Source organism: Hydrogenophaga sp. GW101-3F08, from assembly GCF_059424585.1.
In genome coordinates this window covers 338510-363945 of sequence record NZ_JBWKZP010000003.1, presented here as the reverse complement: position 1 = coordinate 363945, position 25436 = coordinate 338510, and the positions used below count along the sequence as shown (strand labels likewise).

19 protein-coding genes and 3 pseudogenes are annotated in these 25436 nt (G+C 65.6%); 16 read left to right on the top strand and 6 right to left on the bottom strand.

Annotated features, from left to right (window positions below):
* Nucleotides 1-47: 47 nt before the first annotated feature.
* Complete coding sequence (locus AC07YZ_RS11145) at nt 48-830, bottom strand: ABC transporter ATP-binding protein (protein WP_226491344.1); 783 nt, start codon at nt 828-830, stop codon at nt 48-50.
* Nucleotides 827-2773 carry an AMP-dependent synthetase/ligase gene (locus AC07YZ_RS11140; protein ID WP_226491345.1) on the bottom strand — a complete coding sequence of 649 codons (1947 nt, stop codon included), beginning with the start codon at nt 2771-2773 and terminating at the stop codon, nt 827-829. Before AC07YZ_RS11140 ends, AC07YZ_RS11145 begins: the two co-directional genes overlap by 4 nt.
* Nucleotides 2774-2970: 197 nt before the next feature.
* Between AC07YZ_RS11140 and AC07YZ_RS11135 the strand changes: the two genes are divergently transcribed.
* The 3 genes from AC07YZ_RS11135 to AC07YZ_RS11125 are packed head-to-tail and all read left to right on the top strand — an operon-like array spanning nt 2971 to nt 8202.
* Entirely contained in the window at nt 2971-6549 is a 3579-nt protein-coding gene (locus tag AC07YZ_RS11135; RefSeq protein WP_494794776.1) for a hypothetical protein, read from the top strand.
* Entirely contained in the window at nt 6546-7436 is an 891-nt protein-coding gene (locus AC07YZ_RS11130; protein WP_494794775.1) for a UbiA family prenyltransferase, read from the top strand. The genes AC07YZ_RS11135 and AC07YZ_RS11130 overlap by 4 nt, the downstream gene beginning before the upstream one ends.
* 40 nt (nt 7437-7476) lie before the next feature.
* Nucleotides 7477-8202, top strand: a complete 726-nt coding sequence (locus AC07YZ_RS11125; protein ID WP_226491348.1) for a Crp/Fnr family transcriptional regulator — start codon at nt 7477-7479, stop codon at nt 8200-8202.
* A gap of 59 nt (nt 8203-8261) precedes the next feature.
* Here AC07YZ_RS11125 and AC07YZ_RS11120 read toward each other — a convergent pair whose 3' ends face one another.
* Nucleotides 8262-9410: an ABC transporter substrate-binding protein gene (locus tag AC07YZ_RS11120; protein ID WP_226491349.1), complete on the bottom strand. Its 1149-nt coding sequence runs from the start codon at nt 9408-9410 to the stop codon at nt 8262-8264.
* A 178-nt stretch (nt 9411-9588) separates the two neighbouring features.
* On the opposite strand from AC07YZ_RS11120, the gene AC07YZ_RS11115 reads away from it, so the two are divergent.
* The 8 genes from AC07YZ_RS11115 (at nt 9589) to AC07YZ_RS11080 (ending at nt 19585) form a co-directional block, all read left to right on the top strand.
* Nucleotides 9589-10851, top strand: a complete 1263-nt coding sequence (locus tag AC07YZ_RS11115; RefSeq protein ID WP_494794774.1) for a pseudouridine synthase — start codon at nt 9589-9591, stop codon at nt 10849-10851.
* A gap of 83 nt (nt 10852-10934) precedes the next feature.
* Nucleotides 10935-11717 carry a hypothetical protein gene (locus AC07YZ_RS11110; RefSeq protein ID WP_494794773.1) on the top strand — a complete coding sequence of 261 codons (783 nt, stop codon included), beginning with the start codon at nt 10935-10937 and terminating at the stop codon, nt 11715-11717.
* 160 nt (nt 11718-11877) lie between these two features.
* Nucleotides 11878-14433, top strand: coding sequence for a TonB-dependent siderophore receptor (locus tag AC07YZ_RS11105; protein WP_494794772.1), 2556 nt, complete (start codon nt 11878-11880; stop codon nt 14431-14433).
* Nucleotides 14433-15017 carry a TOL_0243 family YfiR-like periplasmic protein gene (locus AC07YZ_RS11100; protein WP_494794771.1) on the top strand — a complete coding sequence of 195 codons (585 nt, stop codon included), beginning with the start codon at nt 14433-14435 and terminating at the stop codon, nt 15015-15017. The genes AC07YZ_RS11105 and AC07YZ_RS11100 overlap by 1 nt, the downstream gene beginning before the upstream one ends.
* Before the next feature lie 3 nt (nt 15018-15020).
* Entirely contained in the window at nt 15021-16982 is a 1962-nt protein-coding gene (locus AC07YZ_RS11095; protein WP_494794770.1) for a PAS domain S-box protein, read from the top strand.
* Nucleotides 16979-18247: an esterase/lipase family protein gene (locus tag AC07YZ_RS11090; RefSeq protein WP_494794769.1), complete on the top strand. Its 1269-nt coding sequence runs from the start codon at nt 16979-16981 to the stop codon at nt 18245-18247. The genes AC07YZ_RS11095 and AC07YZ_RS11090 overlap by 4 nt, the downstream gene beginning before the upstream one ends.
* Nucleotides 18248-18298: 51 nt before the next feature.
* Entirely contained in the window at nt 18299-18505 is a 207-nt protein-coding gene (locus AC07YZ_RS11085; RefSeq protein ID WP_494794768.1) for a hypothetical protein, read from the top strand.
* 78 nt (nt 18506-18583) lie between these two features.
* Nucleotides 18584-19585: an esterase/lipase family protein gene (locus AC07YZ_RS11080; RefSeq protein ID WP_494794767.1), complete on the top strand. Its 1002-nt coding sequence runs from the start codon at nt 18584-18586 to the stop codon at nt 19583-19585.
* A gap of 386 nt (nt 19586-19971) precedes the next feature.
* Here AC07YZ_RS11080 and AC07YZ_RS11075 read toward each other — a convergent pair whose 3' ends face one another.
* Complete coding sequence (locus AC07YZ_RS11075) at nt 19972-20985, bottom strand: zinc-dependent alcohol dehydrogenase family protein (protein ID WP_226491355.1); 1014 nt, start codon at nt 20983-20985, stop codon at nt 19972-19974.
* A gap of 106 nt (nt 20986-21091) precedes the next feature.
* Between AC07YZ_RS11075 and AC07YZ_RS11070 the strand changes: the two genes are divergently transcribed.
* A complete protein-coding gene (locus tag AC07YZ_RS11070) occupies nt 21092-22015 on the top strand; it encodes a LysR family transcriptional regulator (RefSeq protein ID WP_494794766.1) in 924 nt (307 codons plus the stop codon).
* A 25-nt stretch (nt 22016-22040) separates the two neighbouring features.
* Nucleotides 22041-22311 (top strand): annotated as a pseudogene (locus tag AC07YZ_RS11065) (integrase core domain-containing protein); the annotation flags it as partial.
* Nucleotides 22312-22498: 187 nt separating this feature from the next.
* Here the strand turns inward: AC07YZ_RS11065 and AC07YZ_RS11060 are convergent.
* Together AC07YZ_RS11060 and AC07YZ_RS11055 are read right to left on the bottom strand one after the other, a co-directional pair.
* Nucleotides 22499-22909, bottom strand: a complete 411-nt coding sequence (locus AC07YZ_RS11060) for a hypothetical protein (protein ID WP_494794765.1) — start codon at nt 22907-22909, stop codon at nt 22499-22501.
* 123 nt (nt 22910-23032) lie between these two features.
* A complete protein-coding gene (locus tag AC07YZ_RS11055; RefSeq protein WP_494794764.1) occupies nt 23033-24016 on the bottom strand; it encodes an MBL fold metallo-hydrolase in 984 nt (327 codons plus the stop codon).
* 262 nt (nt 24017-24278) lie between these two features.
* Between AC07YZ_RS11055 and AC07YZ_RS11050 the strand changes: the two genes are divergently transcribed.
* The 3 genes and pseudogenes from AC07YZ_RS11050 to AC07YZ_RS11040 all read left to right on the top strand — a co-directional run.
* The gene (locus AC07YZ_RS11050; RefSeq protein ID WP_226491359.1) at nt 24279-24764 is read left to right on the top strand and encodes a winged helix-turn-helix transcriptional regulator; all 486 of its coding nucleotides are present in this window, start codon (nt 24279-24281) and stop codon (nt 24762-24764) included.
* A gap of 168 nt (nt 24765-24932) precedes the next feature.
* Nucleotides 24933-25055, top strand: a pseudogene (locus AC07YZ_RS11045) (IS3 family transposase); the annotation flags it as partial.
* Nucleotides 25043-25409 (top strand): annotated as a pseudogene (locus tag AC07YZ_RS11040) (IS30 family transposase); the annotation flags it as partial. The pseudogenes AC07YZ_RS11045 and AC07YZ_RS11040, both read left to right, overlap by 13 nt.
* Between the last annotated feature and the right edge of the window lie 27 nt (nt 25410-25436).

Sequence of the window (25436 nt, the reverse complement as noted above, 5' to 3'; positions counted from 1 at the left end):
CTCCTTCACATGGACTGGTGTGTTGTTCTGATACATGGTCTGTCCCATCAATGTGATGTGCCGAGGTACGCGCTGATGACTTCTTCGTTGTTGCGCACCTCGTCGGGTGTGCCGTCACCGATCTTCTTGCCGTAGTCCAGCACCACCACACGGTCGGAGATGTCCATCACCACGCCCATGTCGTGCTCGATCAGCACGATGGTGGTGCCGAACTCGTCGTTCACGTCCAGGATGAAGCGGCTCATGTCCTGCTTCTCTTCCAGGTTCATGCCGGCCATGGGTTCGTCCAGCAGCAGCACCTGCGGCTCCATCGCCAGCGCGCGGCCCAGGTCCACGCGCTTTTGCAGGCCGTAGGGCAACTGGCCCACGGGTGTCTTGCGGTGTGCCTGGATTTCCAGGAAGTCGATGATGTGTTCGACGAACTCGCGGTGCTGCTCTTCTTCGCGCTGGGCCGGCCCCAGGCGCAGCGCCTGCAGGAAGAGGTTGCTCTTGATGCGCAGGTTGCGCCCGGTCATGATGTTGTCGATCACGCTCATGCCCTTGAACAGCGCCAGGTTCTGGAAGGTGCGGGCGATGCCCATCTCGGCGACCTGGCGGCTGTTCATGTGCTTGAAGGTCTGGCCGCGAAAGCTGATGCTGCCGTCCTGCGGCTGGTACACGCCGTTGATGCAGTTGAGCATGGAGCTCTTGCCCGCGCCGTTGGGGCCGATGATGGCGCGCACCTCGTGCTCCTTCACGTTGAAGGAGATGTCGGTGAGGGCCTTCACGCCGCCGAAGCGCAGGCTGATGTTTTGCACGTCGAGGATGACGTCGCCAATCTTTTTGGTCATGCCGCAGCTTTCACGGGTGCAAAGGTCCTGGCGTCGTCCACCTTCAGCGTGGCGCTCACGCTGCCGGTGCGGCCGTCTTCGAACTTCACCTGGGTTTCAATGAACTGCTCGGTCTTGCCGCTGTACAGGGCATCGACCAGCACGCTGTATTTGTCGGCGATGAAGCCGCGGCGGACCTTGTTGGTGCGCGTGAGTTCGCCGTCGTCGGCGTCCAGTTCCTTGTGCAGCACCAGGAAGCGGCTGATCTGGCTGCCGGCCAGCAGCTCGTCGCGGCTCAGGTCGGCGTTGACCTTCTCCACGCACTCGCGGATCAGCTCGTAGACCTCGGGCTTCTGCGCCAGGTCGGTGTAGCCGGCGTAGGGCAGGTTGCGGCGCTCGGCCCAGTTGCCCACGGCCTCGAAGTCGATGTTGATCATCGCGCAGACCTTCTCGCGCTGGTCGCCGTAGGCCACGGCTTCCTTGATGTGCGAGAAGAACTTGAGCTTGTTCTCCACGTACTTGGGCGCGAACATGGCGCCGTCGTTGGCACCGCCCTTGATGCGGCCCACGTCTTTCACGCGGTCGATGATCTTCAGGTGGCCCGAGGCGTCGATGAAGCCCGCGTCGCTGGTGTGGTACCAGCCGTCGGCCGTCAACACCTCGGCCGTGGCCTCGGGGTTCTTGTAGTAGCCCTTGAGCAGGCCGGGCGATTTCACCAGGATCTCGCCGGTCTCGCTCAGCTTGATCTCCACGCCCTCGCAGGGAACGCCCACGGTGTCGGCGCGCGCTTCGTTGTCGGGCTGCAGGCAGACGAACACGGCCGTCTCGGTCGAGCCGTAGAGCTGCTTGAGGTTGATGCCGATGGAGCGGTAGAAACTGAACAGATCGGGCCCGATGGCCTCGCCCGCGGTATAGGCCACACGCACGCGGGAGAGCCCCAGGCTGTTGCGCAGCGGGCCATAGACGAACACATTGCCCAGCGCGTACTTGATCGAGTCCAGCAGGCCCACCGGCTTGCCGTCAAGCTTGTCCGGGCCGACGCGTCGCGCCACGTCCATGAAGCCGTGGAACATCTTGCGCTTGATCGCGCCCGCGTCTTCCATGCGGATCATCACCGTGGTGAGCAGGCCCTCGAACACGCGCGGCGGCGCGAAGTAATAGGTGGGCCCGACTTCCTTCAGGTCGATGGTGACGGTGGCGCCCGACTCCGGGCAGTTCACCACGTAGCCGGCCACCAGCCACTGCGCGTAGCTGAAGATGTTCTGCCCGATCCAGGCGGGCGGCAGGTAGGCCAGCACCTCGTCGTTTTCGGTCAGCTTGTCAAAGCGCGCGCCCACGGCCGCGCGGTCGATCAGCGTGTTGTGCGTGTGCACCACGCCCTTGGGGTTGCCGGTGGTGCCGCTGGTGAAGAACATCGCGGCCACGTCGTCGGGCTGGGCCATGTCCACCTGCTGCTGGAACAGCTGGGTGTGGATCTTCGCGAAGGCCTGGCCAGCGCCGATCAGTTCTTCCAGCGCGCCCAGGCCGGGTTGGTCGTAGTTGCGCAGGCCGCGCGGGTCGTCGTAGTAGATGTGCAAGAGCTGCGGGCAGCGGTCGCGGATTTCGAGCATCTTGTCCACCTGCTCCTGGTCTTCCACCACCGCGAAACGCACCTCGGCGTTGTTGATCGGGAACACGCATTCGGCGCCCACCGCGTCCTGGTACAGCGGCACGGGAATGGCGCCCAGCGACTGCGCGGCCAGCATGGTGGCGTACAGGCGGGGCCGGTTGGCGCCGATCACCACCATGTGTTCACCGCGCTGCAGGCCGGCCTGGTGCAGGCCGCAGGCGATCGCCTCGACCAGCTGCGCCATGGCGGCCCAGGTGGTGGTCTGCCAGATGCCGTATTCCTTTTCACGCATCGCCGCCGCGCCCGGGCGGCGTTTCGCGTGGTCCAGCAAGAGCCGGGGGAAAGTGTTTTGCATTGCCGAAGTCTCCTGAGTCCGAGGGTCGTGGCAGACCGCTTCCGGGGTCTGTGGGCACCCCAGGTTTGAATCATTCTGGGCGCGATGTTAGGCAGATGTTTGACGTTGTGTTGTCGGTACGACGACAATTGAAGGGTCTGCCCTCCTAGGACTTTCCCTAGGGAAGTCCCACAAAAACCGCCTCCCGAAGGGCATGCATGCTGTTTTTCCTCTCTCTGCTGTTGACGGTCTGGGTCTCGCTGCGCTGGGCCTCGTGCTTCGCCCGTTCACCGGCCGACGGCTATTGGATCTTTGTCGCCAGCGTGATGCTGCAGGTCGGTGCGATCACCAGCCTGACTTCATTGGTTCACCAGTTGACCCCGTCGATGTGGGTGCTGGTTCAGGTGCTCGTTGGCGCCGTCACGGTGCTGTTGACGGGCGGTCCGCGCCGGCCAACGGGGATGGCGTGGAGCCGGTGGTATTCAAGACTCGCAGCGTTCGTGTCGGGGCTCTCGCTCTGGGGGGGCTTGGCGCTGAGTGCCATCTGCGGTATGTTGCTGGTGTCGATGGTGGTGCAGGTGGCGACCCCCCTTCAGGGTTACGACGAGAGGATGTACCACGCCTCACGGGTCATCTACTGGATTCAGCACCAGACGGTCTTTCCCTTTGACACGCACAACATCCGGCAAACGATCGTTCCTTTCGGAAGTGAACTGTTCTTCTTGTGGCCGGTGCTGCTGACGAAAACCGAGGCAGTGGGCCGTCTGGTCTTCTGGTTGGCGCTCCCGTTGGCATCGGTCGGCCAGTACGTTCTCTTGCGCGCGCTGAAGCTGAGCCAGACGGTGGCCCTGGTCGGTGTGCTGATCCTGATCTCGACCCCTCTCATTGCGTCCAGTACGGTGGGACTCAAGCCGGAAATCTGGTCCATCGTTGCCTTGCTGGGGCTTGCCTATTGGGCCGTTTCCATTGGCGCGGGAGCTGAGGAGGCAAAGGCGAAATTTTTCTTTCTGGGGGTGTTCGCGGTCCTGAGCATCAACGTCAGGTCCTTTCCCCTGTCGCTGCTTCCCAGCCTGTTGCTGATCGTGTGGTGGGCGCCCGGTCCGTTTTCTTTCGCCACGCGATTGAAATCCTTCGGGGCCGGTCTTGCGGGCGCGGGTCTTTTGAGTTCGCTGCTCATTCCACTGGCATTCAACACCGCTCTCTACCACCACCCGCTGGGGCCGGGGGAGGTTCGGCGCATCATCCAGGCCGATGTCTCGCCCAGGGTGATGTACACGCACGCCGTCCGCTTTGCATCCTTGCTGTGGGAGCTGCCCGACGTGCCTGCTTCGGCAGAGACGCGAAACCACTTCAGTGGCGCCGCCAACCGATTCATCTCGGCCATGGGCGCTGGCGCGCCCTTGGCCGACGAAAACGATCGCCCCTGGCCCGGCCGGTTCGCGTATTCATTGCCGGAGCATTCCACCCGGTTTTCGCTGTGGGGGCTGCTGTGGATTCCCGTGCTGTTGATGGCGATGTGGCTCGTGGTCCGCAATGTGGTGACCACCTGGCCCCGGGTGAGGCTGACGGCTGTTTCGGCACAAACGCTGTTGGCCATTCCATTGCTGGGAGCCATCCTCTTCGGCGCGCGGTGGATGGTTCAGTCCGAGGTGCCGGGGCGGTTTCTCGTGGGGCCCTATGCCTTGGCGTTGCCCATGGGCATCGCACTGATCGCTCCGTACCTCTCCAGCAGGAGAAAGCTCGCGCAGCTGCTCATCGCGGGGGTGGTCGCGTATGGCGTGTACCAGCCTATCCGGGGGCGGGCTGACGCTGCTGTGCAGGCCATCGCCGTGCCTGCTTCGGAACGGGTGGTCAACGAACCCTTTGACGAAGTGGTGGGTGCGCTCATGCCACCCGGCTCTCGTGTGCTTTTTGTCGGGCATCAGCACGCCCGCGACTATCCGCTCTTCCTGCCCGAAGCCCGCTATGCCAACGCCGTGATCCCCTGGGGCACAGGGTCTTTCGATCCGGCAAGAATGCGCCGGTTGATCGCATCGGAGAAGGTGAGCCACGTGCTGATCCAGGACGACAAGCGGGTGGTGTTCAAGTGGTTTCCCGCCCTCGATACCCGCGAAATGGTGACGTGGCTGACCGCGCAAGCAGGGCTGAAGGCCGTCCATCTCAAGACACCCCACATGCGACTGTTTGAGGTGAGTGGCGCCGCGGCAATGGATGAGCGGCCGTTCAGTACCACGGAAGCCCCGCCCGCTGCGCCCTTGATCAAAGTCGACGACACCCTCAAAACCCAGGTGGGCATCGATCCGACCCTGCTGGAGACAGCTTGGCCGGTCGAGAACCCAGGGGGCAGCGAGGGCGGATACCTGTGGATGGGGCAGGGGTCTGCCGAAGGCCTGGGGTTCGCGCTGTGGTCGCGGCAGGATCGCGACGTGGACTTCCGGTTCCAGGTGTCCCCCGGCCCCGGGCTGGACGCGCCCGGCAGGAGGGTCATGGTGCTCCACGACGGCATACCCGTTGGGGACGAGCACCGCTTCCAGGGCGAGGCGGCCATCGTGTTGCGCACCCGTCTCCATGCGGGGCGAAACCTCATCGACCTCTTTGCCGTGGATGCCGCCACGATCGGTCCGCTGCCCAATGGCGACCCCAGGGGCCTGGTGGTCGGTCTTCACGAGGTTCGCATCGAAGCGGTGCCCGTGGCCGCGGTGGACGACATTCGCCCCGATTCGCCGGGCCAGGTCGGCGAAAACGCCCGCAGCACTGGGAGCGATGACCTGGCCCGCAGCGCACGCCAGGCGGTGGGCCTGATCAACCGCCGGCAGCAGGCCGATGGCTATTGGCTCACCTCGCACACCAGCGAGGCGCAGTTTGACGAGCCGACGGAGGAAATGAACACCTACGTCACGTCGATGATGGTCGACCTGCTGGGATCCAGGCGTGACCCCGTGGGGCTTGGCGGAGGCCTGGAGCGGGCCCGCACCCATCTGCGCAGCCAGATCGAAGCCGGCGGACTCGTTCGATACCACGGCCGGCCAGGCACCCGTGCCATGGCCGCGCACGGGCTGTGCACGATCACGCCCGATGCCGACGACACCGCACTGGTCTGGCGGATCGCCCCCGGTGCCGATGCGTTGCGATCGCCGGCCTTGGAGACGCTGCGGCGGTACCGCACGGCCGAAGGCCTGTACAAGACCTGGCTGGGGCAGCGGCGTGAGTACCAATGCATCGACCCCGGTGCCAACCCGAATCCCACCGACGTGGGCATCCAGATGCATGTGCTCATGTGGCTGGCCCAGGCCGACCCACCGGCGGCCCGTGCGCTCTGCACGGCGCTTCGCCAAACCATCGACCAGGACCGCCTCTGGGTCTACTACGACAGGGCGCCGCTGGTGCCCGTCATGCGCCAGGCCGACCTGAAAGCCGCGGGCTGCGAGGTGCCACTGCCGCCATCGCGTTCACAAACGACCGTGGAAGGACAGGCGATCTGGTTGGCTGCGAGCCAGATGCTGCAGCAGCTGGAGGGCGGCCGGGACCACGCGCCCACCTCGGCGCAGGTGGTCCATCTGCTGCAAGCACTGTCGAGGGATGGCTTTGCGCCGGTGAGGCAGAACCCGCCCTTGCTGTACCACAACGATCTCACGGCCTCGGTGCGAAGGTTCTATTGGTCGGAAGACGTGGGCCATGCCCTCTGGTTGAGGCTGTATCTGGACAGCGTGCGTCTCGGCCTTCTGGCGGCCCCCGACAACGACAGCGACAAAGACCGTGTCGCCGACGGTGGTCGAATCCTTCGGAAATCACCATGACGGATCGTCCCAAAGGCGCCCGGTGGCTGCTGCGTCTGTTGTCGTGCATCCGGTTCGACGAGGTCCTGGTTCTTCAGGGCACGCCCCTGCTGGGCGCGGTGTTTGCGATGAACCACCTCACGATGCAGAGCGCCGCGGCGCTGTTGCTGCTGGCGGTGGGAAACGCCTTTCTGGTGGCCCACGTCTTTTTGCTCAACGATTGGGCCGGCATCCACCAGGATCTCCGTGATCCCGCCCGATCGGCCGGCGTGTTCCTGAACCGCGGCGTTCGGCGCCAAGAGATCGCGGCTTTGCTGCTGATCCTGCTGCTGCTGAGCCTGGTGGCTTTCGGCCAGCTGGGTCCGGCGACGCTGGGCATCGGTCTGATGATCGCCGTCGCGAGTGCCCTCTACTCCGTCCCGCATGTGTACATGAAGGGTGTCCCGCTGGCCAGCTCACTGCTGCATCTGGTCAGTGGGGTGCTGCACTTCTTGCTGGGCTATTCGGTGTTTCAAAGTCCCGACGTCCATGGCTTGCAGATTGGGCTGTTCTTTGCCGTGATCTTCGGCGCGGGGCACCTGACACAGGAGGTTCGCGATTGCGAGGCCGACCAGGCCAACGGCATTCAAACCAATGCAGTGACATTCGGCAAGAGGCGGAGCTTCATCGCCGGTTTCGTGCTCTTCACGTTCGCCGACGCCCTGTTGATCGTGCTGGCCATGGGCGGAGCCGTGCCGCAAGAGCTGGCCTTTTTCGTCGCCGCGCTCTACCCGTTGCATTTCCATTGGACGCTGCGGGCGATGCGTGAGGGCCTGCCGTTCGAGAGCGTGCGCCGGCTGCAGATACGGTACCGCGCCTTGTATGCGGGCATTGGCGCCGTCATGATCGTTTCCGTGCTTTTGACGTGAAACCGCCGACATTGAAACCACGAGTGACAGGATCCCTGCCATGGCTCCACTGACCCCCCTGCGCCCCGGCTCCGCGTTGCGCGAACGCGCCCGCCCACCCACCGCCCAGGAGCTGGCGGAAATCCCCTGGCTGCACAGCCTCACCGCGAGCGAGAGCGAGCGCGCGCGTGCTGCGCTGGTGGTCAGCGAAGTGCTGGCCGGCGAATACATCTGCCGCATCGGGCGGCCCGTCACCTACTGGTTTGGTCTGGTCGATGGCCTGCTCAAGATGAGCAACGACGACTCCATGGGGCCGGTCATCACCTTCACCGGCGTGGCGCCCGGCGGCTGGTTCGGCGAAGGCACCGTGCTCAAGCACGAGCACTACCGCTACAACATCCAGGCGCTGCGCAAGAGCCGTGTGGCCGGCCTGCCGGTGGACACCTTCGACTGGCTGCTCGACCACTCGCTCGGCTTCAACCGCTTCGTCATGCACCAGCTCAACGAACGGCTGGGTCAGTTCATCGCCGCGCGCGAGATCGACCGCATCAACAACCCCGACCTGCGCGTGGCGCGCAACCTCGCCGCCCTGTTCCACCCGCTGCTTTCGCCCAACGTGGGCGACATCCTGCGCATCACCCAGCAGGAGCTGGCCTACCTGGTGGGGCTGTCGCGCCAGCGGGTGAACGAGGCGCTGTCCACGCTGTCGGACAAAGGCTGGATACGGGTGGAATACGGCGGCCTGCGCGTGCTCGATCTGCCAGCGCTGCGCAGCGGCGAGTTATGAGGCTCTGTGCCTCGGTTCTCCGTGGCGCCGCGGGCCACCCGCATCGGGGTGTTTCCTCATCAGCGGATGAAGCGCCCGTTGCGCCCCACCAGTGTCAGTTCCACGAAACGCGAGGCGTTGCGTTCGGGCGTGCTGGCGTTGATCTCGAAGCCACCCAGGTCCCACTTCTTGAGGTTCCAGGTCGCGTCGATGAAGGCCGCGCGCGTGGGGTTGCGCCCGGCGCGCGCCAGGGCCTCGGCGAACACGCGGGCGTTGATGTAGCCCTCCAGCGCCAGGTGCGAGGGCTCCGCCGAAGCGCCCGATGCTTTCCAGTCGGCCTGGAAGTCGCGCACCACCGGCATGACCGCATTGGTGGGCAGGGGCACCACCTGCGAGATCGCCATGCCCGTGGCGTCGGCGCCCAGCGCCTTCACGGTGGCGGATGAGCCCATCACCGACAGCGCATACAGCGTCACGCCGCGCTGGAGCGCTCGGAAGGCCTTGACGAACTCCAGCGTGGGCTTGCCCGCCAGGCCGATCACGATGGCATCCAGGTTGCCCTGCGCGAGCTTGTCGGCGGCGGCGCCCGCGTCCGAGGCGTTGTTCTCCACCGTGACGGAAATGGCCTCGGGCAACTGGAGCTGGCCCATGGACTGCCTGGCGGCGTTGAACACCTCTTTGCCGAACGCATTGTTCTGGTAGACGACACCCAGGCGCCGGATGCCGATGGTGGACAGGTGCTGCACCAGCTTCTCGGTCTCGTCGGCATAGCTGGCGCGGATGTTGAACACGTTGCGGGCGGTTTTCACGCGGCTGAGCTGCGCGCCCGTGAACGGTGCGAAGAAGGGAATGCCGCTGTCGATCACCTTGGGCAGCATGGCCTCGATCATGGGCGTGCCCATGCAGTTGAACAGGGCGAAGGTGTCGCGCTCGGCCAGGAAACGATCCACGTTGGCCAGGGCCTTGGGCGTGTCGTAGGCGTCGTCCTGCGTGACCAGTTCGATGGCGCGGCCGTGCACGCCGCCGCGCGCATTGAGGGCCCCGAACGCGGCCTTGGCGCCCAAGTGCATGGCCGAGCCCAGATCGCCCAGCGGACCGGTGAGCGCGATGGACTGCGCGATCCTGAGCGCGCCTTCCTGTGCCTGGGCGTGGCCGATGCCCAACCAGGGCAGGCCGACGGCGGCGGCCAGGAGCTGGCGCCGGGCGATGCGGGATGGGGGGTGTTGCATGTTGTCTCCTCGATGGCTGGAGGCCGTGGGGCCCAGGGAGGCCGCATCATCCCGTATTAATTGGCGTTATTTTGTCGTTCTGACGACAATTTGAGTCGTGGTATTCCCGCATTCGCGCTCGGCTCGCCGCCTGGCGCCGAGCCTGCGGACACCGGAGTCAATCTGGGATGATCCCCCCATGACCACCGACAAAAAGCCCAGCACGCTCAAGCTCAACCCGGGCGCTGCGAAGAAGACCCCGGCCGACCCCTTCGCGCCGCGCCGCGCGCCCGTGCGCCCGCCCGGCCCGGCCCGTGCCAAATCGGTTTCCGCCTCCGCGCCCAAGCCGCCGCGTGAGCCCTCGCCGGGCTTCGGCGCCAAGCGCGCCGGCACCGAAAGCGAGCGCAACGAGCGCCCGCGCTATGGCGCAGACCGCCCGGGCAGCGACCGGCCCGCTGGCCCGCGCCCCACCGGCGACCGCCCGCGTTCCGGCCCAGCCGCCGGCCCGCGCGGCGACGACCGCGGCTGGAGCGAGCGCCCGGCCCCGCGCCGCACCGACCCGCGCGACCCACAACCCCATGGGGCGGGAGACCGTCCGCAGCGCGGCCCGTCCGCTGCACCGCGCTTGCCGCAGCCCCACCGGCCCGATCTCGCCCGCGTCGGCAACGTGCGCGGCGAGATCCGCCTCAACAAGCGCATGGCCGACCTCGGCCTGTGTTCGCGCCGCGAGGCCGACGAATGGATCGCGCGCGGCTGGGTGCTGGTCAACGGCGAACCCGCCGTCATGGGCATGCCCGTGGCGCCCGACGCCCAGGTGGAGGTGCTGCCCCAGGCGCGCCACCAGCAGGCCGGGCAGGTCACCATCCTGCTGCACAAGCCCATGGGTTACGTGAGCGGCCAGCCCGAAGACGGCCACGAAGCCGCCGCCACGCTGATCGGCGCGCCCAGCCAGTGGCGGGGCGACGCCCGCCACCCGGCCGATGGCCGCCGCTTCGCCCCCGAACACACGCGCGGCCTCGCGCCCTGCGGCCGGCTCGACATCGACTCGGTCGGCCTGCTCGTGCTCACGCAAGACGGCCGCATCGCGCGCCAGCTCATCGGCGAGAGCAGCGGCATCGAAAAGGAATACCTCGTGCGCGTGCACTACGCACCCAACGGCCCGCAAGGCGCAGGCGTGGTCACGCAGAACGTGCAGGCCGTCTTCCCGGCCGACAAGCTGGCCCTGCTGCGCCACGGCCTGAGCCTGGACGAGCAGCCATTGAAGCCTGCGCAGGTCGACTGGATGAACCCCGAGCAATTGCGGTTCATATTGAAGGAAGGCAAGAAGCGCCAGATCCGCCGCATGTGCGAACAGGTGGGTCTGCACGTGGTGGGATTGAAGCGCATCCGCATCGGCAACGTGGTGCTGGGCAATCTGCCGGTGGGGCAGTGGCGGTATCTGGGGGCGGGGGAGGGTTTTTGAGCGCTTTCAAACAATGGCTCCGATTCGATCAAGGTACTTGACTCATCTGACGACCACCGGCGACTTCATCGTTCATCCAAAGAATGCCACCACGCCACCGCATCTTTGTCCGCTCCCACGCCATCCAGCAAGCCCAACGCAAACTGGAGGCTGAGTCCTACCCTCGTTTGCAGATGACCTTGATCGCGACATTGACAGGTGCTTTCGGGTTGCTCTCGTCTTTCCTGCTGTTGCGTCAAGGCGTGGAGAGCATGGCCATTCGATATCCGACGGCGGTACTGTCGGCCTACGTCATGTTTCTGTTCCTGATCTGGTTGTGGCTCAGGACCAATCGTGATGACTACGTCGATGTCCCGGACTTTTCGTCTCCGTCTGGTTCGGGCTCGGGATGCGGCAGTGGTGCGGAGTCCGCCGCACCGATCCGAAGTGGAAGCGGTGGCGATTTTGGCGGTGGCGGTGCGAATGCCAGCTTTGATGGAGCCGGCTCCTCGGTGGACGACGGCCCAGGTCTGGGGTCGGAGATGGGCGATGCGGCCGGGGCCATCGCGGAAGCCGACGAGCTGGCGATTCCGCTGCTGGCGGTTGTGATGGCGGTGGGGCTGGCCTTCGCCTCGCTGTACGTGATCTACATTGCGCCGACGCTGCTGGCCGAGGTACTGGTGGACGGTGCGCTGTCGTATGCCTTGTACCGCTACGTTCGTGGGGACGATTCAGAACACTGGTTGCCCACAGCTGTGCGGCGCACGGTGCTTCCATTCCTCGCCACCGCGATTTTCCTGGCAGCTGCGGGAGCGGGCATGGCAGCTTACGCGCCGGGCGCGCGTTCTATTGGCGAGGTGGCGCGAAGCGGGGCTTCCGCGCCATAGGCTTGCAGGCGACGCTAGGCGTGCTCAACGTCATCGATAGCGTGGACCAGTCGGTGCGGCGGCCTGGGTTCACACATGCGCAGAAGCCATAAGTTGTAGTTTCGGCATTGTGTAACAAGGCCGGCAGGAGGATACTGCGACTGTAAAAAAATGAAACGGTGTGCGTCAGCGCCGCCCAGGTGAGGACCCGAGCTTTTTCCAGGTGGATGCCGACCCAACCGTACCGAGGAGACCGATCGTGCTTGAGATGAAGGCACTCCTGCTCGTGAAGGGCCTCGCCAAGAATGACAAACGAATGATCGAACGCCTGGCGCGTGGTACCGACGGTTTGTCCGGCCCGGGGGTGTCCAGACGTGGTGCGCGCGCGGCGGTTGCGGTCGTTTTGACGCCGGGCTTGTGGTTGTGGCCGCTGCCGGATGCCATGGCGAACAGTGCTGTCGGGCTTGCATCGGCGGGGAACCCGGCGATGGACGTGGCCGGCATGGACATCGGGGACCTGGTCAACGTCAGGGTTTCCCCCTTCGAGGTTTCCACGCATCTGGACCAGGGCTACCGGGCCTCGAATTCGGTGTCCGGTTCGCGTTTCGACGCGCCGATCCGGGACCTGCCGTTCGCCATCCAGGCGTTCACCGAGTCCTTCATCCAGGACCAGAATCCGCAAAACCTCTTCGACATCGCGCGCTATTCGCCGGGCGTGACGTACCGCAGCAACGACTTCAACGAGGGCAACGCCAACCTCGCCATCCGCGGCTTCGCCGTCAGTGCCACGCCCGGCAATGTTCAGGTGTTGCGCGACGGCTTCCACGGTCCTTCGATCTTCGACTTCACCAACATCTCGCGCGTGGAAGTGGTCAAGGGCCCATCCTCGTTTCTCTACGGGCAAGTGGCTCCCGGCGGCATCGTCAACGTCATCACCAAGACCCCGCAGCCGACGTTCGCCGCCACCGCCGATGCGCGCTACGGCTCCTATGGCCAGTACCGATTCGATGCCGACGTGACCGGGCCGGCGTCGAAAACGCTTTTCTACCGGATTGCGGCTTCCCACGACCAGGACATGCACTACTGGAAGCCCTACGACGCCCATTCCCGGAACATCTCGCCCTCCCTGCTCTGGCAGCCCAACGACCGCGTCAGCGTATCGGTCAAGTACGAGCACTTCCTCAAGGTCGAGAGCCCGCAGGTCATGCAGAAGCCCGGCTACAACACCCAGGCCGGCATCGTGCCGACCGCCGCCGACCCCAACCGTTCCGGCGTCGACGTGCCCGGCCTGCCGGACAACTGGAACAGCATGTCCAACGCGGACCAGCGCCGCAGCGAAACCAACGGCCTGAGCACATGGATCGATGTCAAGGCCAACGATCACTGGAACCTGCGCGCGGGCTACGCCCGCCAGTCCTACGAGGTTGATGCGCTGTTCTCCGGCAACCTCGGCATGGCCAACAACGCCACCCTCATGCAGGGTCGCCGCGTCAGGTTCCAGACGTACACCAACCTTGACGACACCTACGAGGCCCAGGCCGTCGGCAAATACACCTTCGGCGACACCAGCCTGCGCCTGCTGGTCGGCACGCAGTACAGCCGCCGCCGTTTCGACAACCGGGCCGCGCAGGCGCCCAACGACCCGGCGCTCGGCAGCGATCCCACCGCGTCGCCGCTGCCGCTCTGGGACTTGAGCAATCCCGCCACCTGGAACCGCGATGGCGCGATTCCACTCTCCGCGCTGACGGCAAACGCGACCGACACGACCACCGACTATGTCGACAAGTCGGTCCATGGCGGTTCGACCTTCGGTTTCTTCGGCGACCGTCTGCTCGTGCTCGCGGGCTGGCGCAAGACCGCCACGGAAAGCCAACTGGTCAACCACCTGACGGGTCTGTCCCAGGCCAAGATCACCGCCAGCGCGGTCACGCCCCAGTACGGCGTGCTGTACAAGTTCACCCCCGGGCTCTCCGCATTCGCCTCCTACGCCGAATCCTTCGTTCCCGGCACGCAAATCCTGCGCAACCCCGACGGAACGAGTCGAGCGGCCGAACCCACCCGGGGGCGCGGCCACGACATCGGTCTCAAGGCCGACCTGTTGGACGGCCGACTCTCCGGCACGCTGACGTTCTTCGACATCCGCAACAAGAACATCGTCAACGATCTGGCCGTCACGGATGCACAAGGCAACGTGGCCATCTACAACGTGCAAAGCGGCGAACAGCGTTCGCGCGGTTTCGAGCTGGACACGACGGCGGCACTGACCGACAACTGGCAGCTGTATGTCTCCTACAGCCGCATGAACGCCCGCATCACCGAATTCAGCGGCCACGACGCCGCCATCCTCGCCCAGGACCCGGCGACGCTCGACGCCTCCGGGCTGGCGAACTACAAGAACGTGCTGCGCTTCCACAACGCGCCCTTGCAGATGAGCGCGCCCCACCTCGCCAACCTCTGGACGCGCTACAACTTCACACAGAGCGGACTGCAGGGGCTCTACGTCGTCGGCGGCGCCAACTTCGTGCGCGACCAGACCCTCCTGCCCGACGGGCCGGCGTCGGCACGCCAGACCTACACGCTCATCAACGCCGGCATCGGTTATGGGTGGCAATCCAACGGCCGGCGGATGAGCATTGATCTCATGGGCAAAAACCTCACCAACGAGAAGTACCGGCCTTCGCAGAGCACGCGCGGACGCCCTCGGGAGTTCCAGCTCACCTACGTGGCCAGGTTCTGATGCCGACCAAATCCATGAGAACCGTTCTCAAACTGTGGGTCATCGCACTGCTGTGGATGCTGCATCTGCCGGGCCTGGTCGCCAGCCAGGAACTGGCGCTGGCCAACCCGAACCGGGTCAAGGCCGCGTTCCTGCGCAATTTCGCCCATTACGTCGGTTGGCCGGCCGATGCGTTTCCCAACAGCAGCACGCCCTGGCACATCTGCGTTCTGGGGCCGGACCCTTTTGGCGACATTCTGGAAACGAGCTTGAAGGGGCGCACGGAGCAGGGGCGCTCATTCGAGGTCTTCCGCGCCGAGACGCTGGACCAATTGCCGTCGTGCCAGATGGTTTTTCTCGCCTACAAAGACGATGCCCGGCGCCGTGCCGTGCTCGACAAGTTGAAGAACAAGCCGGTGCTGACCGTCGGCGACGCGCCGGAATTCCTGCGCGAAGGGGGAACCATCCGTTTTGAGGTCGATGACCGGGTGCGCCTGAGCATCAACCTGGACCAGGCCCGGATCGCGGCGCTGACCATCCAGACCCGCATGCTGGAGGTCTCCAGCGAGGTGCTCGACAACGGCGTGGTCCGGCGGATGAGGTAGCCCATGTTCGGCCACCTGAGCATCCACAAGCGACTTACGCTGGTCCTCTGGGGAACGGCCCTGTTGGCGTTCGTCGCGGCGGGCGCCGGGTTGCTGCTCTACCAGGCCCTGACCCTGGAGTCTCGCGCCCGGCAGATCATGGAGCCCTATGCGCAAATGGTCGCTGTCGGCACCGACGCGGCCGTGGCCTTCGCCGACCCCGTTCGGGCGCAGGAGATTCTCGACACCCTGCGAACGAACCCACAGATCCGGGAGGCGGAAATCGTCCTGGACGACGGGCGCCGCCTGGCCGGCTTCAGCAGCGCGCCGGACGCCATGCTGCGGTCGCTGCCAGACAAGCCGGACGGCATCTACCTCGGCTCCGATGCCGCGCAACTGCTGCAAGGTCTGCCGAAAGGAGGGCGCCTGCGCATCAGCATGGGGCTGGAGCAACTCAGCGAGCAGACGCATCAGGCCATGTGGATCTTTGGCGCCGGCATGCTCGTGCTGCTGGCCGCCACGCTGGTCCAGATGGCGGTGCTGCGCCGAACGATTGTGCGGCCCATCGCTTCGCTGACCGAAGCGACCGAACGGGTTCGCGCCGGGGCGGACTACACGCACCGCATCCCGGTCTCCGGTGCCGACGAGCTGGCCCGGCTTGGCCAGAGCTTCAACGCCATGCTCGATGGCATCCAGCAGCGGGAAGACGACCTGCGCCGGCTGGCGGCCTTCCAGCGCGCGATTCTGGCCAACGCGGCCTACGGCATCATCTCGGTCACGCCCGAGGGAACCGTCACCAGCTTCAACCCGGCCGCCGAGCGCCTGCTGGGTTACACCGCCGACGAGGTCGCTGGAAAACACACGCCCGCGCTCTGGCACGACCCCCAAGAGGTGGCGCAGCATGCCCGGTACCTGTCCTCGGAACTGGGCGAGACGATCGCGCCGGGATTCGAGGCGTTCGCGGCCCGCCCGCGCCACGGCCTGCCCGAGGAAAGGGAATGGACCGTCACCCGCAAGGACGGGGCCCGCGTACCGGCGAATCTGTCCGTCACCGCCTTGCGGGACGATGGCGGCGGCATCACTGGATTCGTGGGTTTGATCTACGACCTCACCGAGCGCAAACAGGTGGAAGCAGAAATCCACCAGCTCAACCTGGAACTTGAACAGCGCGTCGCCGAACGCACCGCCCAGCTGACCGAGGCCAACAAGGAGCTGGAAGCCTTCGCCTACTCCGTTTCGCACGATCTGCGTTCGCCGCTGCGGCACATCGACGGATTTCTCGGCCTGCTCAAGGAGGAACTGGCCGCCACACTCGATGCGCAGAGCCAGCACTACATGGACACCATCTCCCGGGCGGTCAAACGCATGGGGACGTTGATCGACGACCTGCTGTCCTTCTCGCGCATGGGCCGCCAGGAAATGACCAAGGGGCCGGTCGATCTGGGCGCCCTCGTGAAGGACGTCATCCACGAGTTCGAGCCGGAGGCCAAGGACCGGACCATCCACTGGCGCATCGGGGAGCTGCCGGTGGTCGTCGGCGACCGCGCCATGCTGCGGGTCGTGCTGGCCAATCTGATTTCAAACGCCCTGAAATTCACCCAGACGCGCGAGCAGACGGCCATCGAGATCGGTTGTCTGCCCGACCAGTCCGGTCACGAGAACGAAACGGTCGTCTTTGTGCGCGACAACGGCGTCGGCTTCGACATGCGGTACGCCAACAAACTGTTCGGCGTCTTCGAACGCCTGCACAGCTTCAAGGAATTCGAAGGCACGGGGATCGGCCTGGCCAACGTGCACCGCGTCGTTTCCCGAAACGGCGGCACGACCTGGGCCGAAGGCAAGGTGGACGTCGGCGCGACCTTCTTCTTCTCGCTCCCGCGGGAAAAACCGGCGGCGGCACCGATCGCGCCGAGCAAGGCGGCCGTGTCACAACCCTGTCCCACGCGCGAGGGCCTGATGGCACCCGTCGAAAGCGAGACCAGATGACCGCTCTCACCCCACCCGACACCCCCAAACGCGCCGTGCTGCGCCACATCCGCCCGTCCGACCTGAAGGCCGCGGTGCAGCTGGCCGCGCAGGCGGCGCAGGGCGTGATCAACATGGCCGAGGGGGTGCACCAGTCGGTGCGCCATCGCCTGGGCTTGGCCAGCGGGGCGGAGCCAGAGCAGACCGGGGGGGTGACCGGGCGCGTGTACCAGGGCGTGCGCGGTGCGACGCGGTTGGTGGGCCACGCCACCGACGCGTTGTTGGGCGCGCTGCTGCCGCTGCTGGACGACCCGGCCACGCACCCCGAGGCCTCGCCCCAGCGCGAGGCGGTGCTGGCGGCGTTGAATGGGGTGCTGGGCGACAGGTTGCAGGCCGCGCACAACCCGCTGGCCTGGCTCATGGCGCTGCGCCGGGGCGGCGAGACGCTGGCGCTGGACCCGCCAGCGGCGCTGGCGGCGCAGCTCGGCACCCACGCGAACCCGCACCTCGTGCTGCTGATCCACGGCCTGTGCATGAACGACACGCAGTGGCGCCGCGCCGGGCACGACCACGGTGAACATCTGGCTCAGGCGCTGGGCTGCACCCCGGTTTACCTGCGCTACAACAGCGGTCTGCACACCTCGGTCAACGGGCGCGAACTGGCGCTGATGCTGGAGCAACTGGTGGCGGCCTGGCCGGTGCCGCTGCAGCGCATCACCCTCCTGGGCCACAGCATGGGGGGGCTGGTGGCGCGGTCCGCGGTGCAGGTGGCGCGCAGGGCGGGCCTGCACTGGCCGGGGCTGTTGCGTGAGCTGGTGTTCCTGGGCACGCCGCACCACGGCGCGCCGCTGGAGCGCGCGGGCCATGGGGTGGACCTGCTGCTGGCCGCCACGCCGTTCACCGCGCCCTTTGCCCGGCTGGGCAAATTGCGCAGCGCCGGCATTACCGATCTGCGGCACGGCCACGTGCAGGACGCCGACTGGCAGGGGCGCGACCGCTTTGCTTCGCCGGAGGACCACCGCCTTGTGTTGCCACTGCCCGAAGGCGTGGCCTGCTTCGCCGTGGCGGCGACCCTGGCCGGCCAGCGTGGGCTGCTCGCGGACCGGCTGACCGGCGACGGGCTGGTGCCCTTGCGCAGCGCGCTGGGCCAGCACGACGATCCGGCGCGCCGGCTGGTGTTTGCGAAGGACAGCCAGCGCATCGTCTACCGCACCGGCCACCTGGATCTGCTTTCCAGCCCAGTGGTGGCGCAGCAGCTCCTGCACTGGCTGGTACCCACGGTCTGAGAGGCTGAGTTTTTCCGGCGAAGTTGGCACGGGACTGGCTTTGGTGTGTGCATGGACCAGAGTCATCAAACGTCAGTGCAACGGGATCAGCAACTGTTCGAGGATTTGGTGCAGCCCTGCACCGAGATCGATGCGGCAACGGCAGGCCGTGCAGCAGACCTGAGCGCGCCGGCCCGCGTGCAGCAGGCCAGTCGATTGCAGGTGGGTTTGTCACGTGTTGAAAGATCGGCCGCTGGGCTCGTCCTCGTCGGGGCGTGACAACATTTCCCACTCGCGTGCCCAGGTGCCGTATGAACGCCTGGAGTTGGCCAAGTTTCTGAACTATCCTCCCCAGACATGATCAAGGTCGCCCTGCTGTTGATGTCTGCCTGCCTGTTGGTCGGCTGTGCGTCTTACGACCCCCTCGTCGCGCGTGACCTGGAACCGGGTCGCCTACCGCCGCCCGACGTCACGCTCAGCATTGCCGGCCTGGGCCCCTGCACCGACAACCCGGACCGCCGCCTGCACCTGAAAGCGGGCGAGCCGGTCACCGTGCTGGTCCACGGCTGTTTCGGATCTTCGGGCCAGTTCCGCGCGCTGGCACAGGTGCTGGCCTTCCAGGGCCAGCAATCGGCCTGCTTCACCTACGACGACCGCGCGGCGCTCGACGACAGCGCGGGTGCCCTGCTCAGCGCCGCCACGCAACTCGGCGCGCTGTCAGGCGGCCCACCCGTCACCATCGTCGGTCACAGCCAGGGCGCACTGATCGCGCGCAGAGCGCTGACCGATGCACTGGAGCCGGCACCGTCATTGCCAGCCCCCCAGGCTGTGAACTGGCGGCTGGTGACCATCTCCGGTCCGTTCTCCGGCATCGACGCGGCCAGCACCTGTGGCAAGAACTGGCTCTACCCTCTGACGCTGGGCCTGTTGCCGCTAAGCTGCCACATCTTCACCGGCCCAAAGTGGAAAGACATCACGTTTTCGTCAGACTTCATCACCGAGCCCGGCCAGCTGCTGGCGGGGGTCAACTACCTGAAGATAGACACCGATGAAGAGGGCACTTGCCGCCGAGAAGCCGATGGCCGTTGCCTGGAAAGCGATGATATTTTTTCGTTGACCGAGCAACGCAATGCACGGGTCGAAACCGGCGCCGCAGTGGACCGCGTGCAGGTGCAGGCCGGCCATGTGGAGATCGTGGGCGACAAGCTGCAGGCGCCGACCAAGCTGATCACGGTGCTGCAAGACAAGGGGGTGCTACGCCCCCTGGCCGCCAGCCGCCGGGCTGCGTTTGAGCGGATGTTGGCGGTGGCGTATGGCCTGCAGTCGGACGCCTTGCGCAGGCCGGCGGTCTCCCGTTGACACTCTGTGGGCAAAGCATGGGCTGCCGCGCCGCACCGATCCATTCGTTGTTGACCTGAACCACGGGCTTGCTGCGCATCGGAATTTCAATCCCCTTGGACCCGGCCAGGCACGGCCGGGGAACAATCTGCCGTAGGCTGAGAGTTTTTCCCGGCGAAGTTGGCACGGGACTGGCTTTGGTGTGTGCATGGACCAGAGTCGTCAAACGTCAGTGCAACGGGATCAGCAACTGTTAGGCGCGCGGCTCGGCCCCCGGGCGCCGGCAGATCGACGCAGTGGCGGACAAGACCTGTATGCGCTGGCGCTAGAAAAGCGAAAACTCCTCAGCCTCTGAGCGCTGGCCGGGTGGGGGCGGGCTGAAAAGCCCGGCGCCCGAGCCCGCCGCCTCAGAACGTGACCACCACCTTGCCGAAGGCGCCACGGGCCAGGTGGTCCAGCGCGGCGGGCAGATCGCTGGCCACGTAGCTGGCGGCGATGGTGGGCGTGAGCCTGTTCACGTCGATGGCGCGCACCAGGTCTTCCAGGGCCCGGCGGTGCCCCACGCCGATGCCCTGCAGCACGGCCTTCTGGCGGATGACGGGGTAGGCCGATGTGGAGATCCGGTCGCCGTCGAGCACGCCGATGACCGACAGCCGCCCGCCCGGCGCCAGGGCCTGCAGCGAGCGTTCCATGTTGGCACCGCCCACCAGCTCCAGCACGTGGTCGGCGCCGTGGCCCTGGGTCAGCGCGTGCAGCTCGGCCACCCAGTCGGCATCGCGCGCCAGCGCGTGCGTGGCGCCCATCGCCAGCACCTGCGCGCGCTTGGCCGGGTCGCCCGAGACCACCACCGTGCGCGCCCCGTGCAGTCGCGCCAGTTGCAGGCCGAACAGCGCGACACCGCCGGTGCCGTGGATCAGCACGGTCTGGCCAGCGCGCAGTGCGCCCTGTTCGATCAGCGCAAACCAGGCCGTCAGCGCCGCGCAGGGCAGGGTGCTGGCCTGGGCGGGGCTCAGGGTGGCGGGCGCGGCCGCGACCCATTGGGCGTCGAGCAGCACGTGCGTGGCCAGCATGCCCGGGCCGGGGCCGCCCAGCGGGAAGACCTCGGGCGTGGGCCTGCCGTCGAGCCAGCCCGCATAAAAAGTGCTGATCACTTCGTCGCCCGCTTGCCAGCGCGTGACGCCGTCGCCCACGGCCAGCACGCGGCCGGCCATGTCGGAGCCCGGTGTCCAGGGGGCGGTGAAGGGCGTGCCCATGCCGTTGTCGATCATCAGCAGATCGCGGTAGTTGAGCGACGCGGCGGCCACCCGCACCAGGATCTGGCCCGGCCCGGGGGTGGGCATGGGCGCTTCGACGCAGCTGAGGTGCTGGCGGCCGTAGGCGCCGAGTTGCCAGCGGGAAAGGGTGGGGGGTGCATCGGTCATGGCTGTGATTTCGGAGGGAGGGTTGGAGAGAGCGACCGATGCTATTGGTTCCTTGGTTGATCGTGTGGTGGATAATTTTCAACATACTGGTGATCTGGAGTCGTCAATGAGCGAGCGTTTTCGGGGGGTGGAGGAGTTCGTTGCGGCGGTGGAGGGCGGCAGCTTTGCCCAGGCGGCGCAGCGCCTGCACATCACCCGTTCGGCGGTGGCCAAGAGCATTGCGTTGATGGAATCGCGCCTGGGCGTGCGGCTGTTCCACCGCACCACGCGCAGCCAGAGCCTGACCGACGAAGGCGCCGCCTGCTACGAACGCTGCCGCCGCGCGCTGCAGGAACTGGAGGCCGCGCGGCAGGAGATCGACGCGGGCCGGCTGGTGCCCACCGGGCGGGTGCGCGTGTCCCTGCCCGACGTGGTGGGGCGCCGCTGCGTGGTGCCTTTGCTGCTGGAGCTGGCGCAGCAGCACCCCGAGCTGGTGCTGGAGGTGTCGCTGAACGACCGGCGCGTCGATCTGGTGGAAGACGGGGTGGACGTGGCGCTGCGCAGCGGCGCGCTGCCCGACAGCGCGGTGCTGTCGGCGCGCCCGGTGGGCCACCAGTGGATGGGGCTGTACGCCGCGCCGGCCTACCTGACGGCCCGGGGCCGGCCCGTAGGCCTGGCCGACCTGCGCGCCCACCAGGCGGCGCACCGCTTCATCGTCTATGGCCGTGCCGGGGCCTCCGGCCTGTGGCGGTTCGGCCAGGGCGAGCGGCCCGAAGACACCCTGCCCATTCCCGCGCCGGCGCTGGTGTTTGACAGCATCGAAGCCATGAGCGCCGCGGCCGTGGCCGGGCTGGGCCTGGTGCGGCTGCCGAAGTGGCTGGTGGCGCCGGCCGTGGCCGCCGGGGAGTTGGTGCCGGTGTTCGACGAGCCGGTGCCGTTCGGCTTCCCCATGCACCTGCTGTGGCCGCACAGCCGGCGCCTGCCCCTGAAGACCCGGGTGGTGCTGGACCTGCTCGGGCAACGGCTGCCCGGTCTGTTGGCGGCCTCTTGAAACCGCGCCGGCCACCCCGGAGATTTCAGAATGTCCGGGTCAGTACACCAGCGAGCACTTCCAGAAGCTGCTGGACGAACAAGGCATCACATGCAGCATGAGCAGGACTGGCGAGGGTTGGGACAACTCGGCAATGGGGAGCTTCTTCAGTTCGCTCAAGACCGAACACACGGCCAGGAAGGTGTACCGACTCAGACGTGTTCGACGACATCGAGTGCTTCTACAACCCAATGCGCCGGCATTCGACGCTCAGCTATCTCAGTCCCGTGCAGTTCGAGCAAGCTCAAGAAGCTTAGGTCGGTGTCAACGGAACCGGCAGCAGCCCATTCCAGGCAAAGCCCGCGAGGCTACCCACATCGGGTGGATGAATTTGCGCAACACCGCCAAGGTGGCACACGACATCGTTCCGGCATCGTGAGCGCTCATTCCGGTCACCCCGCAAATCGGTCACGTTGCTCCGGAATACCCTGCTGTTTTCCCGGCTTAGCCAAAGAAGTCTTGACCGAGTGTTCCTTCGAGTCGCTCCTTGAGGCCAGATGAGAATTCACGAACGACGGGAAACGGGCTCTGGAAGAGCTTGATGTTGTCGATGAGGCCAGACCCGTTCCGAGTGAGGATGGTGACGCCGGCGATCGGCTTGCCACCGTGGACGCCACCCCACTCAAGGTACGTCTTCGCACCGTCAACCGTCTCTGCAGTGAACACGAAGTGTTCGTACATCGTGCTTGTCGCGGCAAAGAACGCCCCAATGAATGTCGGGCCGACTACTGCCTTGCTGAGGGCTGAGGTCTGAAGGCAGGCGTCAGCGGTGAACGACTTCGCGAAGTCGCTCGTTCCTTTCTTCTTGACGATTTGCATCCATGCCGCTCCCGGTGGATTGATGTCAGTAGTCATTACGATCTCCTATCGAGTGTCTGCGTCTTCGCAGAGGGCGCGCCCGATGGCGCGGACTGGAAAGCGCCGCTGCGCTTTGTCGGATGTACGCGGTAGTCGCTACCGCGCAAGTGATGCTTCAGCTCACTTCAGGTTGACGAAGGTCGCCGGTACCCAGTCGTAGCCAGCGCCGGTGTCGGCCTTGCGAACACGGCCCAGGCCAGGGAACGGCATGTGGGCGGCGGCGATCATCGTCTTGTCCGCGGCGAGTTTCACCAGAAGGTCTTCACGGGTTTTGATGGCCATCGGGCCGTCGGAGTCGAAGGCGATGCCGATTTCCGGGTGCGGCATCTGGACGGCGATGACGTGAGTAACGTCGCCCCAGACCAGCAGCGACTGACCCTTGGAGGAAATCATGTAGCCGGTGTGACCGGGCGTATGGCCGGGAATGGCATAGGGAGCGATGCCGGGGACGATTTCGTTCATGCCTTCGAAGGGCTTCCATTTGCCTGCAGCGATGTAAGGCGCGGCGCCATCCTGTGCCATCGTGAAGAAGACTTTTGCTTCTTCCGGGGCCTGGGCGGCAATTTCCTTCGACAGCCAGAAGTCGGCGTCGGCCTTCTTCATCACCACGGTCGCGTTCGGGAAGACGCGTTTCCCGTTCTTGTAGATCCCACCAACATGGTCAGAGTGAAGATGTGTCAGCAACACCTGATCAACCTGCTCCGGCTTGTAGCCGGAGGCCTTCAAGTTCTGCACGAGCTTGCCCAGCGTGGGGCCACCCCAGTGGCCGCCTGCACCCGTATCGATGAGAACGAGCTTGGAGCCAGTGTTGACAAGATAGCCTTGGACGGTAGCCGGGACATTCTTGGGATCGTTCTGGAAGGAGCGCGCCAGAAGGGATTGGATAAGCGCTGGATCGCCGTGCAGGAGGCTGGAGTCGATGGCGCCACTGCCGTCAAGGAGCGCGGTGACCTCATAGTCGCCAATCATCGTGCGATAAAAGCCCGCAACCTGCTTGTGCTGCATCGGCGCTTCGGCTTGGGCCGGTGCGACAGCAACGAAGGTGCTGGCGAATGCCAACGATACCGCGAGCACGGTGCGCGAAGTGAAATTGGAGAGTTTCATAGTGTTTCCTATCCGTTGGATGTGGTGGGGTACGTACGCAGTGATCTTCAGCGGACCGCCAGCGCGTCGTGCCATGTCGTTGTTGCCATCTCTTTGGTCACCCGCACGACCGAGTCGCCGCTGTAACCAGAGATGAAAGCCGCGCGCATGTTCGATTCCTCTGTCGATTTGCCAAGACCTCTTCTGTACTTGCATTATGCAAGTGGTCGAATGATATTCGAACATCTTGCATAATGCAAGTAGAGATTCAAGGAGAGTGGCTGTGCCGCAAACAAGACGATCGGGCTGCCCGATCAACCTCACGCTTGAGCAGATCGGCGACCGTTGGAGCCTGATCGTTATCCGCGATGTCATGTTCGAGAACAGGCGCAGCTATGGCGCCCTGCTGGAGCAAAACGAGGAAGGCATCGCCTCGAACATCCTCGCAAGCCGGCTCAAGCACTTGATCGCCTCTGGCCTGCTGACACGAAGTCCGGATCCGAATCATCAGCAGAAGGGGATCTACAGCCTCACGGAAGCGGCCATACAGCTTGTACCTCTGCTGGCCCATGTGGCTGCGTGGGGCATTCGGCATACGCATCCGAGCAAGGAGGCGTCTTTGCGCTCGCAGCGGCTGGAAAAGGGCGGCCCATCGCTATGGAGCGCCCTTATGGATGAACTGCGTTACCTGCATCTCGGTGCACCGCGTCCGGCGCGCTCAGTATTGGGCGAGCTCGGGGCCGACAGCGAGAAGGAAATGGCTAACTAGCTGCATGCAGGGTTAAACAAGGGCGAGGCCCGCAATGCGCGGGCCAGTGTGAACCTATACCCGATTCAGTACCGCCCTGAAGTAGAAACTGCCGGCTCCTCTGATATCGCTGTTGCTGCCTGCAGGCAGCAACAGCGCGCGAATTCGGCAGGTGTTGCCCACTCCAGCGCCGACAAGTTCTGGAAGCAGCTCAACCGCGAAGGCCTTGCCATTGCCCGCTGCACGGTCGAGCGGCCAATGTGGCGCCTGGGTTTGCAGGGCCTGCGCCGTGGCACTCCCGAACGAAGAACGGTCCTGCCCTGGCGGGTTACGGAGCCATCACCATGGCCAACGCCCTCAAGAAAACAGCGATGAAGCTACCTACCCAGCTATGGCAGTCATTGACTTGGGGTCGTGGCAAGGAGCTGTTCGGCCATGCACGGTTCACCATCGAGTCCGGGGTCAAGGTCCTCTTTGCCGATCCTCGCAGTCCATGGCAGCGCTGTACGAGCGAGAACACGAATGGGCTGCTGCGCCAATACTTCCCCAACGGCACCGACCTTGAATAACAGGGGGCGCAAGACGTTGGGTTGGAAGACACCGGCTGAAGCGCGGAATGACTATCTAAAATCCGCTGAACACCCCGGTGTTGCGACGGCCGGTTGAATCCACCCTGCGTGCCAGTGCCAGAAT

Bases quoted from the DNA above. Each gene is read 5' to 3' on its own strand.
- AC07YZ_RS11145 (WP_226491344.1), bottom strand. From the start codon at position 830: ATGACCAAAAAGATTGGCGACGTCATCCTCGACGTGCAAAACATCAGC.
- AC07YZ_RS11140 (WP_226491345.1), bottom strand. From the start codon at position 2,773: ATGCAAAACACTTTCCCCCGGCTCTTGCTGGACCACGCGAAACGCCGC.
- AC07YZ_RS11135 (WP_494794776.1), top strand. From the start codon at position 2,971: ATGCTGTTTTTCCTCTCTCTGCTGTTGACGGTCTGGGTCTCGCTGCGC.
- AC07YZ_RS11130 (WP_494794775.1), top strand. From the start codon at position 6,546: ATGACGGATCGTCCCAAAGGCGCCCGGTGGCTGCTGCGTCTGTTGTCG.
- AC07YZ_RS11125 (WP_226491348.1), top strand. From the start codon at position 7,477: ATGGCTCCACTGACCCCCCTGCGCCCCGGCTCCGCGTTGCGCGAACGC.
- AC07YZ_RS11120 (WP_226491349.1), bottom strand. From the start codon at position 9,410: ATGCAACACCCCCCATCCCGCATCGCCCGGCGCCAGCTCCTGGCCGCC.
- AC07YZ_RS11115 (WP_494794774.1), top strand. From the start codon at position 9,589: ATGACCACCGACAAAAAGCCCAGCACGCTCAAGCTCAACCCGGGCGCT.
- AC07YZ_RS11110 (WP_494794773.1), top strand. From the start codon at position 10,935: ATGCCACCACGCCACCGCATCTTTGTCCGCTCCCACGCCATCCAGCAA.
- AC07YZ_RS11100 (WP_494794771.1), top strand. From the start codon at position 14,433: ATGCCGACCAAATCCATGAGAACCGTTCTCAAACTGTGGGTCATCGCA.
- AC07YZ_RS11095 (WP_494794770.1), top strand. From the start codon at position 15,021: ATGTTCGGCCACCTGAGCATCCACAAGCGACTTACGCTGGTCCTCTGG.
- AC07YZ_RS11090 (WP_494794769.1), top strand. From the start codon at position 16,979: ATGACCGCTCTCACCCCACCCGACACCCCCAAACGCGCCGTGCTGCGC.
- AC07YZ_RS11085 (WP_494794768.1), top strand. From the start codon at position 18,299: ATGGACCAGAGTCATCAAACGTCAGTGCAACGGGATCAGCAACTGTTC.
- AC07YZ_RS11080 (WP_494794767.1), top strand. From the start codon at position 18,584: ATGATCAAGGTCGCCCTGCTGTTGATGTCTGCCTGCCTGTTGGTCGGC.
- AC07YZ_RS11075 (WP_226491355.1), bottom strand. From the start codon at position 20,985: ATGACCGATGCACCCCCCACCCTTTCCCGCTGGCAACTCGGCGCCTAC.
- AC07YZ_RS11070 (WP_494794766.1), top strand. From the start codon at position 21,092: ATGAGCGAGCGTTTTCGGGGGGTGGAGGAGTTCGTTGCGGCGGTGGAG.
- AC07YZ_RS11060 (WP_494794765.1), bottom strand. From the start codon at position 22,909: ATGACTACTGACATCAATCCACCGGGAGCGGCATGGATGCAAATCGTC.
- AC07YZ_RS11055 (WP_494794764.1), bottom strand. From the start codon at position 24,016: ATGAAACTCTCCAATTTCACTTCGCGCACCGTGCTCGCGGTATCGTTG.